Genomic DNA, 17,635 nt, shown 5'->3' on the forward strand with positions numbered 1-17,635 from the left:
GAGAATAGCTATGCCTGCCATAGTGAACGTAGCTCGTTGCCAGGTTCTCCGGTTCCCTTTCTCAGGGAGCCTTTTTTTGTTTCTCGCTGGATTGATCCGAAAAGGGGGAGGAAGCGGTTTGTTCCGTTGAGGAAATCCGGAAGCGCTGGAATGGATTTCCATGCATATTGAATCAAGGATTCATAAAATAAAAAAATTCTGTGTTCTTTTATTCTGCTTGAACAAGACAAAGCCAGCCTGTTCTGTTACAATAGGAACAGAGGTGATAACGTATGAAAATGGGAACGATTGGCACAGGAATGATAACGGAGTGGTTAAATACCGCATTTCAGGACAATGGTTTGGAATGCACGGCGGTTTACTCCCGCAAAGAAGAAACAGGAAGACGTTTAGCTGACAAATACAACATGCCGAAGGTCTATACGGATCTGGATGCGATGCTTCATGATGAAGAACTTGACTGTATCTATATTGCTTCACCCAACAGTCTGCATTATCCGCAGGCAATGCGTGCTCTGGAGGCAGGGAAAAACGTAATTTTGGAGAAACCGTTTGTTTCTACGATTGAAGAATGCCGGACCTTGATCGACACGGCGAAGAAACATCATCGCTTCTTATTTGAGGCCATTACGGTTCCCTATAATCCGAATTATCAGAAGATTAAGGAACGCATCGGCGATTTAGGATCGCTCAAGATGGTTCAATGCAATTTTTCGCAATATTCAAGCAAATATGACAAATTCAAGAATAATGAAAATCCGAATGTTTTCAATCCGCAGTTCTCCGGCGGGGCGCTGATGGATATCAATATTTACAACGCCCACTTCATTATCGGCTTGTTCGGCGCTCCGAAAGCGCTGCGCTATGTTCCGAATATTGCGGCCAACGGTATTGATACCTCAGGCATTCTCGTCTTTGACTATGACGGCTTCCTGGCCTGCGGCATTGGCTGCAAGGATTCTGCCAGCGAAAATATCTGCCAGCTGCAGGGCGACAATGGATATATCGTCGTTCACAGCGCCTCTTCCATTTGCGCCAAAGCGGAAGTCTGGCTGAAAGGGGCGAAGGAACCGGAAATTATTGACTTGAACGAAGGTCAAGGCGGCCATTACTTTGAAGTGAAGAATTTCAAACAGATGATGGAAAACGAGGATTATGACGGCTGTTATCGAATGCTGGAATATTCCTGTCAGGTTATGGAACTGGTTCACAAAGCTCGCTTAGAAGCCGGCGTCCGTTTCGCTGCCGATCAGAAATAAAGTTGCATTCATCCCTGGCAACAGGGATTTTTTGTTTGGCGGACGTACAAAAAAGCTTTGTTTTCAGATGTCCTTCTGCTTTCTGTGGAAAAACAGGTCGGAATACGATACAATAGAAGCCAGATGTGAGCCAGAAGGGATTCCTTCTCTTTTTAAGCCGGACTTGAAATGGATGGAGGCTTCGGTTCAGGAATAGAATAAACAAACGGGCTGTATTTTCAGTCTGCCGCATGCCCGTTTCATTCAGAAAGCATAAAGCAAATGAGGGAAATCCTATGGGAGGTATAAGATGACTGGAAGAACAAAAATAATCCGGAAACCATCGCCCTGGCCGATCTTGATCGGAGCTTTGGGGTGGGTGATCGTCTGTCTGATTCTGCCGATGATCCAGCTATGGCATTATCTGATCGCGCTGGTAGCTGGCGGCGGCGCCTATTTTATCGCCCGAAAACGAATTCCGGATCAGGAAATTGAGGTGGCAATTCCGTTGACGCCGTTAGAACAGCAGCAGCTTCAGCAGCTGGAAGCCGCGCGGGCAGCGCTAACCGGTCTGCAGCAGGCATCCGCGAAGATCGACGATCCGGCAATGACGCAGGATCTGCATAAAATTGATTCTGTCTGCCGTCAGATTGTAGACGAAATGGAACAGCAGCAGCGATTTAATGATCAGGCCCGGCGGCTTGTAGATTATTATCTGCCCATGCTGACGAAACTGCTTCTGAACTATGACGAACTGGAAGCAGATCCGCTGCAGACGCAGAACATCCAGCATTCCCGCGAGAATATTAAAAAAACGGTAAAGCTCTGTGCAGAAGCCTTTGTTAAACAATGGGATGATCTACATGAGCATCAGTCGATGGAAATTCAGGCTGACAGCGACGTTCTGGAAACGCTGTTGGTTAAACAGGGACTTGTATCTCCGGGCGCGAAGGAGGGCAGACGATGAAAATGAATCAGAAAACCGCGCTGCTTCTGGCAATTCTGCTGGTGATCGGCAGCGCCTGGGGGAAAGCACGGCTGACGTTTTGCTCCATGCAGAAGCAGCTGGACGTCATCTATACGGAAGGGATTGATCGTGACGGACAATCTATTGCCCAGGACGTTAAGGAAAAACAGAAGACCGCGCAAAATTGCGTCACGGTAGCCCGCCGATATGATTCCGCAATCAAGGCTTCCCTGATCAGCGCCGTGGAAAGCGCTGCCGACGGGTTGGATCAGACCGGGTCGATGAGCGAGTGTCAGCGGTGGGAGAAAAAACTCGACACGGCGTTTACGGCGCTGACCCGCGCGCTTTTACAAGCGCCGCTTACGGAGAAGGATGAGCAGTACGTCATTGGATTTATGGCGGATTATCTGGCCAGTCAGGATCGGATTGAACGAGATCCTTATCATGAAAAAGCGGCGGCCATGCAACAGAATACATCCGGCTGGTTTCCGTCGCTCTTACAGAAATTGACGGCCAGCTCTCTGGATATTTATCAAATTGGAGGATAGTGTATGAAAAAGCTCGCACAGGGACTGATCGCCTTTCTGGCAATGATCGCGGTGAGCGTCTGGACCGTCAGCGCCTTTACTGTACCGCAGCCGTTGGAAAACTTCTATGTTGCTGACTATGCCAATGTGATCAACAGTCAGGATGCGGAGGCAATCCGCACCATGAATAAAAACCTCGAAGCCCGAAATGGATCGCAGATCGTTGTCGCAACGTTTGATTTTCTGGATGGCGAGGCGATCGACGATGTAGCGTATGACCTGTTTAATGGCTGGAAAATCGGCAGTGCTGACGATAACAACGGTGTGCTGCTGGTTTTGGCGATTGGGGAAGAAGATTATTACTGCCTGCAAGGCAAGGGGCTTGAGAAAACATTGCCGACTTCAGACATTCAGACAATTCTGGATTCCACGCTGGAGCCGGAATTTGCGGCCGGCAATTACAGCAGCGGTGCTTTGAAAACCGTGCAGGCGCTGGCGCAGCGGTTGGAAAAAACAGCGGGAACACCGGTATTGGATCCTTCACAATCCCAGGGCGGAGGCGGGAGCGCGCCGCATTCTGCGCAATCCGCGTTCAGCTTGTTTGCCATGATTCCGTCGATCTTTTTTATGATTTTCGTTTTTGTTATCGTCATTGTGGTTTTGTCCGTATTTACGCCGCGCCGCCGTCATTACTATGGCGGTCCGGTGTTCCGTCCGCGTCCGCGGCGTTACTATGGTCCGCGCCCGCGCCCGATGGATCCTTGGGGACCGGAACGCCGTCCGCGCGAACCGCGTCCGACGTATCGTTCCCATTCCTCAACCCGCAGTTCCTTCGGCGGGGGATCTGCTTCCCGGTCTTCCGGCGCTGGCCGCTCTTTCGGCGGGGGCATGAATCGCGGAGGCGGCGGAGCCAGCCGCGGAGGCGGAGCGGGACGCCGAAAGTAAAAGCAATCGCAGGGGTTTCACAATCGGTTTAACAGGTTTAAGGCAAAGGCAAGAATCAAACTGCTTCTGCCTTTTTCATTTTACGCCAAACCAAGACCGCTTCTGATCATCGCCGCGGTCTTTCTTTTCTCGATCCTGCTTTGACGTCATGGCCTTGATCAGGGGTGTTCGCGAACTGAGATGTCCCATGCCAAAGATCTGGATTTTCCGACAGCCGGCGCTTCTGATTGCCGTGAGCTGTTGGAAATCGTGAAGAAAATCGGGTTTCTAACCATTCTTTTGTATTTTCAGCGCATAGTCCTCCCTATTTTCGGCAATCCTGTTACAATAAAGATAGAGAAGGGCAGAAGACCCTGGAAAAGGAGCGGAATTCTTATGAAGGACAGAAAAATCGTCTTGGTCGGCACAGGCTTCGTCGGAATGAGCATGGCTTATTCATTTCTAACAACAGGCGGAATTGATGAACTTGTCCTGGTGGATGTCGATGAGGAAAAAGCGATTGGAGAAACCATGGATTTGCAGCACGGCTTACCTTATGCCCGCAACAAGCTGGTCATCAAAGCCGGCGGCTATGAAGAGTGCGCGGATGCGGAAATGGTCGTCATCACGGCCGGAACAGCCCAGAGGCCTGGCCAGACCCGTCTGGATATGACGGCGGTCAACACGAAAATCATGAAAAGCATTACGGAAAACATCATGGCTTCCGGCTTCAACGGAATTCTGTTGATCGCGTCCAACCCGGTCGATCTGATGACCTATGTCGCTCAGCAGGTTTCCGGCCTGCCGAAAAACCGCGTCATCGGCTCCGGAACCATTCTGGACACGGCCCGGCTGCGCTATTTAATGAGCGAATATCTGGGCATATCGACAAGCAACATCCACGCCTATATCATGGGCGAGCATGGGGATTCCAGTTTTGTGCCATGGACGCACGCTTACATCGGATGCAAAAATCTGCTGGAAATGCTCGATGAAAATCATCGCGACCTGCAGGATCTCAACGAGATCTATCATCAGGTTCAGCAGGCTGCCTACGAGATCATCAATCGTAAGAAATCCACCTATTACGGCATCGGCCTGTCTTTGAACCGATTAGTCCGGGCAATTCTGGATGACGAGCACGTCATTCTGACCGTTTCCTGTTATCAGAATCAGGAATATGGCCAGGAAGGACTGTATATCGGCGTGCCGGCGATCATCACGCGTGCCGGTGTAGAAACGATCATCAAGCTGAAACTGAACGAAGTTGATCAGGGCAAATTCGATGCCAGCTGCGAAACGTTAAAAGAAATTATCAGTTCGACGATTACGCCGATCCTGGGCTGATCAACGAAGCCGCAGCGCGGCGGTGAATTCAGACAAGGAAAAGTCAGCTGCAAAAAGAAAATATGGGAGCTACTGGCCCATATTTCTTATTTTAACGGCAGCGGCTTTGATATTTTAACAGGAAGGGCAGGGCTGTCAAAAGCATGACTTATCAACTCAAAACGAAGGGCGGGAGGACATGAAATCAGCGGTATTGGCAGGATTGAGAACCCGGGAAACGGATCAAAGCTGGGCGCAGAAACTGGATGAAGCGGCGCTGCTTTGTGAGGCTTGCGGGATTGAGGTCAAAGCGCGGCTGACGCAGAAAGCGCTGAAAGGACATCCGCGGACCTTGATCGGTTCGGGAAAAGCGGCGGAACTGAAGCAAAGCTGCGAAGCGCAGGGCGCGGAGGGCGCAGTGTTTGTCAACGAACTGACAGGGATTCAGACGCGGAATCTGGAACAGGAAATCGGCTTGCCGGTCATAGATCGCAGCGCGCTGATCCTGGAAATCTTTGCACGGCGTGCCCGCACGCGCCAGGCTCATCTGCAGGTGGAGGCAGCGCGGCTGGCCTATCAGCTGCCGCGCCTGATCGAAGGTCAGATCCATGCCGATCAGCAGCAGGGCGGGGGCGTCCGCAACCGCGGGGCTGGCGAAACCCGGCTGGAACGCTCACGTCGGACGATTGAAAAACAAATCCGGGATATCCGCGTGGAACTGGAGCAGCTGAAGCTTCAGCAAGCTGTCCAGAGCCGTCGGCGCCGTTTGAGCGGCTTGCCGCGGGTGTGTTTGATCGGTTATTCCAACGCCGGGAAATCTTCGCTGATGAATGCGCTGTTGTCCGTGCGGTCTGTGGCGCTGGCAAAGCAGGTCACAGCCGTCGATCAGCTGTTTGCGACGCTGGATTCCGCGACCCGAAGGATTAAGCTGGCAGGCCGGGCAGAGATTTTGCTCAGTGATACCGTCGGTTTTGTCCGCGATCTGCCGGATTTTCTGCTTGATGCTTTTGAATCCACGCTGCAGGAAATTCAGGAAGCAGATCTCTTAATCGAAGTGATCGACGCTTCCGATCCGCAATGGGAGATTCAGCATGAAATTGTCATGCAGACGCTGCGCCGTCTGCATGCCCTGTCTATCGAACGGCTTACAGTTTACAACAAGGCGGATCAAATCCCGCAATGGGAACGGCAAGACGGCATTCTGTTGAGCTGTCTTACCGGTCAGGGTATGGATGCCTTGATCGGCGAACTGCTTGTCCGGCTGAATCTGAGCGCGTCGCTCAGCCCGGAAATAGGGGATGAATTTTCAGCGCAAGTAGGCTATAATGAGGACGAAAGAGGAGAGTAAACCATGGTGAATGAAAAAAAACTGGAAGCGTTAAAACAATATTTACAACAGTGCGTGGAAGAGGGCATCTTCCCGGGCTGCAACTGCGCCGTGATCACGAAGGATGACAAGTGGACATGCAGCGTCGGTTATAAACAATTAGTCCCGGAAAAAGAAGCGAATGGTCTGGACACGATCTACGATCTGGCGTCGATATCCAAGGTGCTCGTCACGACGACCTGCATTCTCAAGCTGATTGAGGAAGGCACGATCACTTTGAAAACCAAGATTGCAGACATCCTGCCGCAGTTCGGCCAGAAAGAGCTGACGATCAAGGACTGCATTACCCACAGTTCAGGCTTGCCGGCGGATATCAACGGCTATAAGCAGATGAAGGACGATGCAGAAATGATCGAAGCGGTGTGGAAGATGGAACTGGAATACCCAACCGGAACGCAGGTGAAATATTCCGACGTCAACTTCATTCTGCTGGGCTTAGTCATCGCCAAGCTGAAGGGCAGTCTGGACGGCTATGCGAAGCAGGTCATGTTTGATCCGCTGGAAATGAGCGAAACGGGTTACCGGCCGGACGCTTCCCTGCGTTTGCGCTGCTGTGCGGAAGAAGTGATGGAAAGCCGCGGCGGCGTAGTGCGGGGCGTCGTGCATGACGGCAAGGCGTTCAAGCTGGGCGGCGTCAGCGGCCATGCGGGCGTGTTCTCGACGCTGGAAGATATTTCGCATTATATCACCATGCTGCTCAACGACGGCGTTTACAAGGGAAAGCGGTTTTTCAGCAAACGCACGATAGAATTGCTTCAGAAATGCCAGACCGTGGGATTGAACGAAAAACGCTCAATCGGCTGGGTGCTCTCCGATCCGAATTATGCGTTGGGCGATTACGCCAGCGATGCCTGTCTGTATCACACCGGATTCTCCGGCCCCTCGATCATCGTCGATTTCAAATTGGGAATCGGCGTCGTGACGCTGACCAACCGAGTTCATCCGTCCCGTTCCAACACTAAAATCCTGACTGCCCGGAACAATATTCATAATCTGGCGCTGCAGGCGACCGACGACATTTTGTGATGTGATGTGAAAATCGCGCAGAGTTAAAAATTCACGGTATAATAAGGATGTTGGAAAAAGAAAGGAAGCTCTTCTGTGAAATCAAAAGTGCTGAAAATTCGCAATCTGCCACAAGAGATGCAGGTGCTCAACGAAGTCAAGGTCAAACCGATCGGATCCCTGTTGGCGTTGATGCTGGTTTCCGGAGTTTTCATCATTTCCGGATCTTCCATCGCGATTGTGGGCGTCGTCCTGCTTGCGATTTCTTCGTATGCCCTGATCGTGATGCCGGACCGGATTTTAATGCAGTTTACCGATGAGTTTCTGGTTCTTTACAATCGGAAAAATCGTGATGAATGTATGTTGATTTATTGGGAAGAAATTCTGCTTTGGCAATATCAGAAACATAACAACGAAGATCAGCTGTGGCTGCAGCTGACCGACGGCCAGACGGAAACGATTGAATGCTTTAACCGCAATAAGATCGTACCGTATTTTAAAATCTATGCGAAAGGAAAAGAACGGCAGCTGAAGCCGGCGCGGCGCCGGCGCTCTGCTGTCAGTTCCCGGCAGAAAATATGAAATTTACGTTTAATCATTTTAACTTCAACGTGCTGAACATGCAGCGCTCGCTGGAATTTTACGAAAAGGCGCTCGGCCTGCACATCGCGCGCCGGCATACGGCGGCGGACGGCAGCTTCCAGCTGATCTATCTGGAGGATGACCTGGGTCATTTTCAGTTGGAATTGACGGAATTGAAAGACAGAAAAGAAAAATATGATCTGGGAGAAGGGGAGTTCCACCTCGCCTTTACAACGGATCACTTTGAAGAAGCCCATCGTGAACATCAGGAAATGGGCGTGATCTGCTTTGAAAATCCAGGCATGGGAATTTATTTTATTGAAGATCCGGATGGCTACTGGATCGAAATTGTACCGGCTAAAAGATAAACGTCTCTCTTTTAGCAACGTGGGGAAAACTCTGTTTCACGGGACGATTGAACCTCTGGAATAAAGATTGGACTTCGCCGTAAACCACAGAGAGAAAGACCGTTTTTTCGAAAGTCATCAGCGCCGTTAAGCGGATGATCGAAGAAAGCGGTCTTTTTTGTCCAGACAATTTAGAACGTTTAAAACGGCTTGAAATGCTAAAAGATTTTTGAAATTGCAAAGGATTAAAGCGGGGGAAACAGAAGAGCGGGACGGCGCTGAACTTTTCTTTTCAGGCTGATCCGGAAGTGGAAACCGCCTGAGTTACCCGTAAGCAAGCGGAATGTGATATAATAATTCCAATGGTGGTGAAGCGCATGGAGAAGGAAGAACTGCAGGAAAAAATCGTCCATCCCGAAATTGTCGCGGAAGTGGAGAAAAAAATGCTCAGCGAAACTGAATTTGAGGATCTGGCTTTATTGTTCAAAATGTTTGCCGATCCGACCCGTTTAAAAGTGCTGAAAGCCTTATTTGAACGGGAAATGTGCGTGGGTGATCTGGCGGTGCTGCTCAAGATGACGCATTCCGCCGTATCGCATCAGCTGGCTTCGCTGAAGAAAACGCGGTTGGTCCGCAGCCGCAAGGATGGCAAAGTGGTGTACTACTCGCTGGATGACGATCACATAGAAGAAATATTCCAGAAAGCTCTGGATCACGTTCGCGAATAATGAAGTGGGCAGCGATTGACTTCGAAACCGCGAATCCCTCGTCGATGAGCGCCTGCGCTGTGGGACTGACGGTGTTCGATGAGGGGGAGATGGTGTTCAGCGGGAGCTGGCTGATCCGGCCGCATCCTTACTACGACGAGTTCTATCCTTCATTTATTGAGATTCATGGCATCACACCTGATCAGGTGGCGGACGCTCCCTTTTTTCCTAAGGTTTATGAGCAGCTGAAACCGTGGCTGGACGGCGGCGTGTTGTGCGCGCATAATGCCGGTTTTGATATGAAGGTGCTGGCCAGCTGCTGTTCGCTGTACCGGCTGGAGCTGCCGGATGCACCGTATTTCTGTACGGTGAAGTTAAGCCGTAAGGTTTATCCCTATCTGAAACATCACCGGCTCAACGACGTCTGCGATTATATGGGAATTCAGCTTGATCACCACGACGCCGGCAGCGACGCCCGCGGCTGTGCGCTGATCGTTGCGAATACGATGAATCTGATGCAGATCTATGAGCCGCTAAAGCTGGCCGAGGCATGTCAGATTCCAGTTGCTAAAATTCTCGATTAGTCTGTCTGAGCCTGGGGACAGACTTTTTTCATTGACCGCCGGATCTGTTGCCGCAGGAATTTTAGAGAAAGGTGAAAAATAAATGGATTATCCAAAACAAGCGCTGGGCTTTATGCTCAGACAAAACCGGCTTGACCAGAATCTGTCGCTGCGTTCCCTCGCTGAGCGGACAGGAATTTCGGCCATGTATTTAAGCGATGTGGAAAACGGCGTGCAGCGGCCGGCAGAGTACACGCTGCGCAAGTTGTTCAGTGAATTGGCACTGCCCTATGATCCGGCATTGGTCTGGCTTCCGGATTTCAGTCTGGCGCCGCTTTATCAGGCGATTCTGGATTACCGAATGGACCGGCGCGACGTGGTCTTTGAAGATTTATGCAGGAAGCGCGAAACTTTATCAGCCAGCTGTCATTATGCTCAGCTGCTGTTGGCGGAATGGATCGTCCGGATCAGCCGGGGTGAAAACCGGACTGGGGAAGTCTTTGCCTTGCGGGAGGTGCTGGAAAAGGCCGGTTCAGCTCTGACGCTTCAGGATCAACAATGGTATCGGCTTTACCGCGGCATTCATCATAAAGCCCTGGATGAGGTGGAAGCCGCGCAGTCGTGGTTGATCCGTGCTGAAGCTCTGGGGCAGGATGAAGGCGCGCAGGCGTTGATCCGCTACCATGAAGCCGACTGTCTGATGCGTCTGCAGCGGCCGCAAAGCGCGCTGTTGATGAATCAGCGGGCGCTGGATCAGTTTTCACGCAATGGCTATTTTGTCCGGGCAATCCATACCCGGATTCATCAGGCCGATCTGTTTTTAAATGATGAACCGGAGACTGCGCAGACGTTGGCGCTGCGGGTTCGTCAGGAAGCCGAGCGATTTCAATGCCCGGAAGTTCAGCTGATGGCTGAGGAACGCCTCGCCCTGGCAGCTTTGCTTCTGGATCAGCCGGAAGCAGCGCTGGCGCATGCCCAGGCTTGTGCGGCGGTGATTCATCGGCCGCCGTTATTGATTGCCGGCGCGGTGGCCGCCTGGCTTTGTCATCAACAGGAAGCGTGTCTGTTCTTTTTAAGACGGATGAAGGAAGAAGTTGAGCGCAAGCATCAATCAGACGCTACGCTGCGCTGGCTCATGGCGTTGATCAATGAGGACGCAAAGCAGCTTGTGGAGCTCAGCTTACAGCCTGATCCGCTGGCCGGAGTGCTGCGGAAAAAACTGGTGCAGCTGCGGTTTCAGGCATTGGTCAGATTGCAAGAGCACGATCTGGCCTGTCAGCTGATTCAGCAAGCACGTCTGTAAGCTGACGCTGCCGGCTGGCTTTCCTTCCGGAACTTTGAAATAATGAACGCAGACGAATGGTCAGGGAGGGATACAGAATGATTCGATGCGTCATGCTTGATCTGGACGGGACGCTGCTGCGGAAGCAGGGCCAGAAAACCGCAGGGATCAGTGAGGAAAATGAGCTTGCTTTACAGCGCTGGCAGGATGCCGGCGGCTTGGCGGGGATTGCGACCTCGCGTTCGGCCGGGTATATTCAAAATTACAGTTTACGAAGATGGGCCGCCGTCGTTGGCTGGAATGGAGCGGTAATCGAGGTGGGAAACAGCCGCCGGCTGCATCTTTTACCAAAGCAGGATGAAAGTCAGCTGTGGAAAATTTCAGGGGGTGACCAACGGGAAAATCGGGTGGCCATGGTCACGCCGGACAACGACTGGCTCATTTACGATGAACAGTTGCCGCTGGTTCGCGAATATTGCGCAAATCCACGGGGCTGGATTCAGGATCATCGTCGAGTTCGTTTATGGGATCCGCAGCGCCCTGATGCAAAGCTTGCCATGATTCTGGCGGTGTATCCTGATGCATTGGCGGCCCAGGCTGTGCGACTGCGGGTGTTGGCGGTGAACCGGGGGCTTAACGTCATTGAAACCAGTGCCCGCACCTTGATGATGGTCAGCGCGGGCGTGGGTAAAGCCCGGGGAATTCTGGAGGCTTGCGGGGAATTGGGCTTACGGCGGGAAGAAGTAGCGGTGATCGGTGATGACCGCAACGATCTGCCGTGTTTCCAGACCTTTCCTTACAGCTTCTGTATGGCTGGGGCGGAACGTGAAATCCGCAAACAGGCCCGCTGGACCGTGGAATCGGCAGCGGAAGCGCTGGCGGTGATCCGGATGGAGAACCAGCGCCGCCTCTGAGTCTGGCTTGCAGGCGGCGGAAGGAATCGTTCCGCGTTATTGCCATTATGCTTCCTTTGTTTTTGACTCTGTATTCTGTAAGCGGCACAGGACATTGCCGCTGCAGGCGCGAATTCTGTCAAATATCGCTTGTCTTCATCCCGCCGGACTCTTATAATGAAGAACAGGGAAAGGGGTTGGCAGAAATGACCTTAGAAGAAATCATTCAGGAAGCAAAGAAAAAATCGCCGAAGTGCCGGGTTTGTCCGGTATGCAATGGCCTGGCCTGCAAGGGGGAAATCCCGGGCCTGGGCGGGAAAGGCAGCGGAAGCACGTTTATCCGCAATGTGGAAAAGTTAAAATCCGTCCGGATTCAGATGGACGTGTTAGTGGAAAACAAAGAAATTGACACGACGTCAACGTTGTTCGGTCATACCGTGGCGCTGCCGGTGTATTGCGCACCGGTGGCCGGAATTAAGAATAACTATGGCGCTGAGATGACGGAGGAAGAATACAACAAAGCGACGGTCGAAGGGTGTCTGGAAGCGGGAACGCTGGCCTTTACTGGCGATGGCATCGACATCGACAATCTGTTCGCCAAGCCGCTGCAGGCGGTGCTGGATCACGACGGCATGGGCATCCCGACAATCAAGCCATGGTGCGAGGAAGGCGTGCAGGCGCGGATCGAGCGGTTCAAGGGACATCAGGTCTTCGCGTTAGCGACCGATGTCGACGCGGCCGGTTTGGTGCTGCTGCGCAAAGGAACGACGCCGGTGGTCAACAAGAGCGTGGCGGACTTGAAGAAAATGAAGGAAATGGCGGGCGGCATTCCGCTGATCGTCAAGGGCGTGCTGACTGTGGAAGGGGCGCGCAAGTGTGTCGAAGCCGGAGCGGATGCGATCGTTGTCAGCAATCATGGCGGACGGGTGTTGGACGACGCGTTAGCGACGATTGAAGTCCTGCCTGAAATTGCGGCTGCGGTTAAGGGTCAGATCACGATTCTGGTCGACGGCGGTTTCCGGACGGGATTGGATGTGTTTAAAGCGCTGGCCCTGGGGGCAGATGGCGTGCTGATCGGCCGGCCGCTGGCCTTGGCCGCCGTTGGCGGTGGTAAAGAAGGCGTACGATTAACGTTGGAGAAGATCCGCAGCGAGCTGCGCGAAACGATGATCATGTCGGGATGCAGCACGATTGCCGAGATTACCCGCAGTCATGTCCATGTTGATTAAGAAAACCCATTAAATAATTTTCATAAAAGGCTGTAAAAAAGCCTCAAACTGACTTGTAAAGAATGATTAATGATTTACAAGTCTTTTCATTTTCGATATAATACTAAAGAGATAGGAGATTTATCAATGGACAATTATGAAAACAATGCGTTCTTTTGGCAGAAGATAGATACTCTCGTATTTTCCAGTAAATTCGTTTTAAGTCGGAAAAAAGGAGAACAGCATCCGGAATATAAGAATTTGATCTATCCGGTGGACTACGGTCATTACGTCGATCTGGCGGCCGAATCGAACGAAGGGGGAATTGCAGTGTACCGCGGCAGCGAAAAATCCTCCATGGTCAAAACCGCGGTCGTGGCTGCGGATATCCTGCAGAAGGAAATTGAGGTAAAGCTGTTGGTCGGCTGCACAAAAGCGGAAGAAGATCTGATCCTGCGGTTTCTGAATCAGACGGATTTCCAGAAAACGATTCTAATTCGCCGCGGCAACGAAATCCCGGAATGGGGCTTAACTGATTAATGAATGAAAAGAGGACAGCGGTCGCTGTTTTTCTTTTTGCCCGAAAAGGAAATCAAAAAACGCCCGGAAGCGGACGCGAAAGAAACAAAGTGAAGCAGAATGCCGGCGGATTGGCTAAAGGAACTAACCGCCGACAGGAAACCGGGTTGCGGGTGAATAAGGATAATCCGCCGATGAACCGCGGATGTCAGCCAGCTTGTCCATGAAAACGCCGACGTCCTGACTGCTGGCATAATAAACTGATTCTTTGAAGTTTAACGTCTGATCTTTGATCGAGAATTTATAGATGATCAAAAGCGGCTGATGCTTGTATGTTTTCCCGGCTTCACATAGTCGGTAGAGCTGTTGGCCATTGAAGAGAATGACGCCTTCCGGATCCAGACTCGTTGGGACATAAAGACCCGCGCTTTGATTGAAATCATCCGTCTGCACCGGTCGGAGCTGGCGCAGGAAAGCCAGAATCTCAGCGGTTTCCTCATCCGTGGGCTGCCAGACAAGATGTAAAAAATCGTCGGGATATTCCTGCTGCAGGGCGTTGTTTTTGATTCCTGCGGTATAGCCGGTGAAATCATGCCTGGCAACATTTTCGCGAGTATAAGGCACAAAGGTCCAGGACAACAGAAAGACCAGAAACAGGGATAACGCAAGGAACGGCAGCGTTTTCCCGACAGCTTTTTGTATTCGTTTTTTCATCTTCATCCCACCCTGTATTCAGTTTATCATTTTTCAGCACGCTAAAATAGCCTGCGGCGTCAGATTTCATCGCTGTGGAAAAGGGAAGGCCAGGATGGGGATGCTTTTTGGTCTGATCGCAAGAGGGCTGGTGAAAAAAGGGAAGGGGAAGAAATGAAAAAGCAATGAAACGAAAGGGGTTAGGAAAAAGTCAAGAAATCGAAAGAAACAGGGGATAGTTTTTTAAACAGGCTTTTGATATAATTCTCATACGATCCGGGGTATACCTGCGATCAACAAGGGGCATGCTAATGCCACGGAGGGATTTGAAAATGAAAAAATTAATCATAGCTTGTGTAGCCGTCGGCTGTTTGATGCTGACGGGATGTTCGAAAAAGAATCCGCAGCCGTCGCCAACGCCGAGCGCGACGCCGTCGGCTGAACCGACGATGACGCCAAGTGCTTCGCCGGAAACCGTGGAAGGGTTAAAAGGCATTATGGATGCGATTCGCCGCAACGACGAATATCAGCTGCCGATGTCGATGGACGTCGATGATACGGTCTTAGTCGATATGTATGGCTTGTCGAGCGATCTGGTTAAGGATTACGCGATTTTCATGCCGGCGATGAACGTGCATGCGACGGAAATCATTCTGGTCGAGGCGCAGGACGGCAAGCTGGACGAAGTCAGGAAAGCGCTGGACAAACGAATGGAAACTGTGGAACAAACCTGGTCGACCTATCTTCCGGAACAGTATGAGCTGGTTAAAAACCGCAAGACGCTGGAGGAAGGCAACGTGATCGCGATCGTCATCGCCGATCAGGCCGACGCGATTCTGCAGGAGATTTCCGACAGCCTGAACGCGGCCGCGCAGTAACATGGTTTTCAGCAGTCTGCCATTTCTATTTGGTTATCTTCCTGTCGTGCTGGCGGTGCTTAAATTGGCGCCGCTGCATGCCAGGAATTTTTGTCTTTTTCTCGTTTCATTGATTTTTTACGGTTGGTCGGAACCAGTTTACATCGTAATCATGCTGATCTCCACCTTTGTCGACTATTACAACGGCCGGATGGTGGATAAGTATCGCGACGACCGGAAAAAAGCGAAGCGGTTTGTCTGGTTCTCGGTCATCTTTAATTTAAGTCTGTTAGGCTTTTTCAAATATGCTGATTTTTTCATTCTCAATCTGCAGGCGCTGGGCTTGCCGCTCAGTCCGCTGCACTTATCCCTCCCCGTAGGCATTTCCTTCTATACCTTCCAGACGATGTCCTATCCGATCGACGTGTACCGCAGGCAGGCGCCGGTCCAAAAGAGCGTCGTTTCCTTCGGCGCTTACGTGACGCTGTTTCCGCAGTTAATCGCCGGGCCGATCGTGCGCTACAAGGATATCGCTGAACAGCTGGATCACCGTCAGGAAACGGCGGATCAATTTGCCTTGGGCGTACAGCGGTTTGTCGCGGGTCTGGCCAAAAAAGTGCTGTTCGCCAATTCCATCGGCGCGCTGTGGGATACGATCTCCGCACTGCCGGCCAGTGAGATGAGTGTGGCCGGGGCCTGGTTGGGCATCATCGCGTTCGCCTTCCAGATCTATTTTGATTTCAGCGGTTACAGCGACATGGCGATCGGCCTGGGCAAAATGCTAGGCTTTGAATTTCTGGAAAACTTCAACTACCCATATATCTCCCGTTCGATCACAGAATTCTGGCGGCGCTGGCATATATCGTTAAGCACGTGGTTCCGCGATTATGTTTATATCCCTTTAGGCGGCAGCCGGCACGGCCGGGGAAAGCAGATCCGCAACCTGATGATCGTCTGGCTGCTGACGGGTTTCTGGCATGGTGCAAGCTGGAATTTCATGCTTTGGGGAATCTACTTCGGCGTGATCCTGATTCTGGAGAAATTTCTTCTCAAGCCGGTTCTGGAACGGCTGCCGGGAGTGCTTCAGCATGGCTACGCGCTGGTGCTGATTCTGCTTGGCTGGGTGCTGTTCGCCTTTACCGATCTGGATGCCGGGTTAGCCTATCTGAAGATGATGTTCGGCTGGGGATCGGTGAGTCTGATCAACGCCCGGACGTTGTTCTATCTGCGGGACTACGGTTTGCTTTTGATCATCATGATCCTGGCCAGCACGCCGCTGGGTCATCAGCTTTACGAAACGAAGATCCGCGGTCGCCGCTGGGAAGGCGTGATGCCGCTGTTGATCGGGGCGGGATTAATTCTCTGCACGGCGTATCTGGTCGACGCTTCGTACAATCCGTTCTTATATTTCCGGTTTTAGAAAGGAGAAAGCAGTAATGAAAAAAGGAACACGGACAGCGATGATCGTTATTTTCTGCGGTTTTCTGGGCTGTTTCACAATTTTAAATCTGTTTTCTCCCCAGCGGACCTTCTCGGACGCGGAAAACCGGGTGCTGGCGCAGTTTCCCGAGTTCAGCTGGAAACGGTTTTTCTTTGATGATTACACAACGGATCTGGAGGAGTGGTTTACGGATCAGTTTATCGCCCGGGATCTGTGGATCGGCGTGAAAGCGGCAGGGGAGCGCGCACTGGGCAAAATTGAAAATCAGAATGTTTATTTCGGACGCGAGGACTGGCTGATCGGTCAGGTGGATGTTGTGGACAGGACGCAAAGTGCGAAGAACATCGCCAAGATCAACGCCTTTGCCGCGCAGTCGGAGATTCCGGTCAGCGTCATGCTGGTGCCGACCGCGGCACTGATGGAAAAGGAGAATCTGCCGCCGGGAGCGTACAATACCGATCAGGACGTGTTGATCGACACGCTGGAAAGTCAGCTGACGGGCGTTCAAATTGTCGATGTCCGCGCCGCGCTGCAAGCCAGGAAAACACAGCTGAATGCGGATGAAACCTTGTATTTTAAAACCGACCATCACTGGACGGCGCAGGGGGCCTGGGCGGGCTATGAAGCATTGATGACGGCCTGGAATGAAGAACCGCTGAAGCCCGGCGAAGACTTCATCTATCAGCGAGCGGCCGAGGGGTTCAAGGGGACGCAGTATTCCCGCTCCGGCGCATTCTGGCATCCGGGCGATCCAATCTGGACGTGGACCTATACTTTTCCTTTCGACGTGCAGGTCGTTTATGATCAAAGCGGCGAAGCGCAGACTTCGCTGTTCAGCGATCAACGGTTGGATGAAAAAGACAAGTACATGACCTATCTTGACGGCAACCACGCTTTAGTTGAAATCACAACCTCGAGCGCATCCGCAGAGAAATTGCTCGTGATCAAGGATTCCTACGCGCATGTGCTGACGCCATATCTGGCGCCGCATTTCAGTCAGATCACGATGGCCGATCTACGTTACTACCGGATGCCGATGTCGCAGCTGGCGGGGCAGATGGGGGCTGACCGGATCCTGATTCTTTACAGTGTGGATAACTTCTGTACGGATACCAATTTAAGTCTGTTGAAATAGGCAAACTTGCCCTGTGAGACATGGGGAATCAAGA

The 17,635-nt window shown here is 51.8% G+C and carries 19 protein-coding genes; 18 read left to right on the top strand and 1 reads right to left on the bottom strand.

Annotated features, from left to right (window positions below; all coding sequences use genetic code 11):
• Positions 1-272: 272 nt before the first annotated feature.
• The 15 genes from I2D94_RS13970 to I2D94_RS14040 all read left to right on the top strand — a co-directional run bounded on the left by I2D94_RS13970 (position 273) and on the right by I2D94_RS14040 (position 13,496).
• Complete coding sequence (locus I2D94_RS13970; RefSeq protein WP_195397351.1) at positions 273-1,259, top strand: Gfo/Idh/MocA family protein; 987 nt, start codon at positions 273-275, stop codon at positions 1,257-1,259.
• A 289-nt stretch (positions 1,260-1,548) separates the two neighbouring features.
• Entirely contained in the window at positions 1,549-2,205 is a 657-nt protein-coding gene (locus I2D94_RS13975; protein ID WP_195397352.1) for a 5-bromo-4-chloroindolyl phosphate hydrolysis family protein, read from the top strand.
• Positions 2,202-2,753, top strand: coding sequence for a hypothetical protein (locus tag I2D94_RS13980; protein WP_195397353.1), 552 nt, complete (start codon positions 2,202-2,204; stop codon positions 2,751-2,753). The genes I2D94_RS13975 and I2D94_RS13980 overlap by 4 nt, the downstream gene beginning before the upstream one ends.
• Before the next feature lie 3 nt (positions 2,754-2,756).
• Entirely contained in the window at positions 2,757-3,677 is a 921-nt protein-coding gene (locus I2D94_RS13985; RefSeq protein WP_195397354.1) for a YgcG family protein, read from the top strand.
• A 375-nt stretch (positions 3,678-4,052) separates the two neighbouring features.
• The gene (locus I2D94_RS13990) at positions 4,053-5,003 is read left to right on the top strand and encodes an L-lactate dehydrogenase (RefSeq protein ID WP_195397355.1); all 951 of its coding nucleotides are present in this window, start codon (positions 4,053-4,055) and stop codon (positions 5,001-5,003) included.
• A 178-nt stretch (positions 5,004-5,181) separates the two neighbouring features.
• Positions 5,182-6,330 carry a GTPase HflX gene (gene hflX / locus I2D94_RS13995; protein WP_195397356.1) on the top strand — a complete coding sequence of 383 codons (1,149 nt, stop codon included), beginning with the start codon at positions 5,182-5,184 and terminating at the stop codon, positions 6,328-6,330.
• Positions 6,331-6,333: 3 nt separating this feature from the next.
• A complete protein-coding gene (locus I2D94_RS14000; protein ID WP_195397357.1) occupies positions 6,334-7,395 on the top strand; it encodes a serine hydrolase in 1,062 nt (353 codons plus the stop codon).
• Positions 7,396-7,470: 75 nt separating this feature from the next.
• A complete protein-coding gene (locus I2D94_RS14005) occupies positions 7,471-7,956 on the top strand; it encodes a hypothetical protein (RefSeq protein ID WP_072684579.1) in 486 nt (161 codons plus the stop codon).
• Positions 7,953-8,324, top strand: coding sequence for a VOC family protein (locus I2D94_RS14010; protein ID WP_072684580.1), 372 nt, complete (start codon positions 7,953-7,955; stop codon positions 8,322-8,324). Before I2D94_RS14005 ends, I2D94_RS14010 begins: the two co-directional genes overlap by 4 nt.
• Positions 8,325-8,680: 356 nt before the next feature.
• The gene (locus tag I2D94_RS14015; protein ID WP_229056891.1) at positions 8,681-9,031 is read left to right on the top strand and encodes a helix-turn-helix transcriptional regulator; all 351 of its coding nucleotides are present in this window, start codon (positions 8,681-8,683) and stop codon (positions 9,029-9,031) included.
• A complete protein-coding gene (locus I2D94_RS14020; RefSeq protein ID WP_072684582.1) occupies positions 9,031-9,594 on the top strand; it encodes a 3'-5' exonuclease in 564 nt (187 codons plus the stop codon). Before I2D94_RS14015 ends, I2D94_RS14020 begins: the two co-directional genes overlap by 1 nt.
• Before the next feature lie 82 nt (positions 9,595-9,676).
• Complete coding sequence (locus I2D94_RS14025; RefSeq protein WP_195397359.1) at positions 9,677-10,876, top strand: helix-turn-helix domain-containing protein; 1,200 nt, start codon at positions 9,677-9,679, stop codon at positions 10,874-10,876.
• A 77-nt stretch (positions 10,877-10,953) separates the two neighbouring features.
• Positions 10,954-11,769 (top strand): HAD hydrolase family protein, encoded by an 816-nt coding sequence (locus tag I2D94_RS14030; protein ID WP_195397360.1) that lies wholly within the window; start codon positions 10,954-10,956, stop codon positions 11,767-11,769.
• Between the two features lie 185 nt (positions 11,770-11,954).
• Positions 11,955-12,977, top strand: a complete 1,023-nt coding sequence (locus I2D94_RS14035; protein WP_195397361.1) for an alpha-hydroxy-acid oxidizing protein — start codon at positions 11,955-11,957, stop codon at positions 12,975-12,977.
• 126 nt (positions 12,978-13,103) lie between these two features.
• Positions 13,104-13,496 carry an Inorganic pyrophosphatase gene (locus I2D94_RS14040; RefSeq protein WP_072684586.1) on the top strand — a complete coding sequence of 131 codons (393 nt, stop codon included), beginning with the start codon at positions 13,104-13,106 and terminating at the stop codon, positions 13,494-13,496.
• Between the two features lie 123 nt (positions 13,497-13,619).
• Here the strand turns inward: I2D94_RS14040 and I2D94_RS14045 are convergent, their stop codons facing one another.
• Positions 13,620-14,189, bottom strand: coding sequence for a hypothetical protein (locus tag I2D94_RS14045; protein ID WP_195397362.1), 570 nt, complete (start codon positions 14,187-14,189; stop codon positions 13,620-13,622).
• A 311-nt stretch (positions 14,190-14,500) separates the two neighbouring features.
• Between I2D94_RS14045 and I2D94_RS14050 the strand changes: the two genes are divergently transcribed.
• Genes I2D94_RS14050 through I2D94_RS14060 form a run of 3 tightly spaced genes read left to right on the top strand, consistent with a single transcriptional unit; the run spans position 14,501 to position 17,601 of the window.
• Positions 14,501-15,046, top strand: coding sequence for a DUF4358 domain-containing protein (locus tag I2D94_RS14050; RefSeq protein ID WP_195397363.1), 546 nt, complete (start codon positions 14,501-14,503; stop codon positions 15,044-15,046).
• A gap of 1 nt (position 15,047) precedes the next feature.
• The gene (locus I2D94_RS14055; RefSeq protein WP_195397364.1) at positions 15,048-16,445 is read left to right on the top strand and encodes an MBOAT family protein; all 1,398 of its coding nucleotides are present in this window, start codon (positions 15,048-15,050) and stop codon (positions 16,443-16,445) included.
• Between the two features lie 16 nt (positions 16,446-16,461).
• A complete protein-coding gene (locus tag I2D94_RS14060; protein WP_195397365.1) occupies positions 16,462-17,601 on the top strand; it encodes a DHHW family protein in 1,140 nt (379 codons plus the stop codon).
• Positions 17,602-17,635: the final 34 nt, after the last annotated feature.

The organism is Holdemania sp. 1001302B_160321_E10 (genome assembly GCF_015552275.1).
GTDB lineage: Bacteria > Bacillota_I > Bacilli_A > Erysipelotrichales > Erysipelotrichaceae > Holdemania.

Excerpts from the sequence above, each read along its gene's own strand:
- I2D94_RS14010 (WP_072684580.1), top strand. The coding sequence starts at position 7,953 with ATGAAATTTACGTTTAATCATTTTAACTTCAACGTGCTGAACATGCAG.
- I2D94_RS13990 (WP_195397355.1), top strand. The coding sequence starts at position 4,053 with ATGAAGGACAGAAAAATCGTCTTGGTCGGCACAGGCTTCGTCGGAATG.
- I2D94_RS14055 (WP_195397364.1), top strand. The coding sequence starts at position 15,048 with ATGGTTTTCAGCAGTCTGCCATTTCTATTTGGTTATCTTCCTGTCGTG.
- I2D94_RS14020 (WP_072684582.1), top strand. The coding sequence starts at position 9,031 with ATGAAGTGGGCAGCGATTGACTTCGAAACCGCGAATCCCTCGTCGATG.
- I2D94_RS13975 (WP_195397352.1), top strand. The coding sequence starts at position 1,549 with ATGACTGGAAGAACAAAAATAATCCGGAAACCATCGCCCTGGCCGATC.
- I2D94_RS14035 (WP_195397361.1), top strand. The coding sequence starts at position 11,955 with ATGACCTTAGAAGAAATCATTCAGGAAGCAAAGAAAAAATCGCCGAAG.
- I2D94_RS14045 (WP_195397362.1), bottom strand. The coding sequence starts at position 14,189 with ATGAAAAAACGAATACAAAAAGCTGTCGGGAAAACGCTGCCGTTCCTT.
- I2D94_RS14025 (WP_195397359.1), top strand. The coding sequence starts at position 9,677 with ATGGATTATCCAAAACAAGCGCTGGGCTTTATGCTCAGACAAAACCGG.
- I2D94_RS13970 (WP_195397351.1), top strand. The coding sequence starts at position 273 with ATGAAAATGGGAACGATTGGCACAGGAATGATAACGGAGTGGTTAAAT.
- I2D94_RS14060 (WP_195397365.1), top strand. The coding sequence starts at position 16,462 with ATGAAAAAAGGAACACGGACAGCGATGATCGTTATTTTCTGCGGTTTT.
- I2D94_RS14050 (WP_195397363.1), top strand. The coding sequence starts at position 14,501 with ATGAAAAAATTAATCATAGCTTGTGTAGCCGTCGGCTGTTTGATGCTG.
- I2D94_RS14040 (WP_072684586.1), top strand. The coding sequence starts at position 13,104 with ATGGACAATTATGAAAACAATGCGTTCTTTTGGCAGAAGATAGATACT.
- hflX (WP_195397356.1), top strand. The coding sequence starts at position 5,182 with ATGAAATCAGCGGTATTGGCAGGATTGAGAACCCGGGAAACGGATCAA.
- I2D94_RS14015 (WP_229056891.1), top strand. The coding sequence starts at position 8,681 with ATGGAGAAGGAAGAACTGCAGGAAAAAATCGTCCATCCCGAAATTGTC.
- I2D94_RS14000 (WP_195397357.1), top strand. The coding sequence starts at position 6,334 with ATGGTGAATGAAAAAAAACTGGAAGCGTTAAAACAATATTTACAACAG.
- I2D94_RS14030 (WP_195397360.1), top strand. The coding sequence starts at position 10,954 with ATGATTCGATGCGTCATGCTTGATCTGGACGGGACGCTGCTGCGGAAG.
- I2D94_RS13985 (WP_195397354.1), top strand. The coding sequence starts at position 2,757 with ATGAAAAAGCTCGCACAGGGACTGATCGCCTTTCTGGCAATGATCGCG.
- I2D94_RS13980 (WP_195397353.1), top strand. The coding sequence starts at position 2,202 with ATGAAAATGAATCAGAAAACCGCGCTGCTTCTGGCAATTCTGCTGGTG.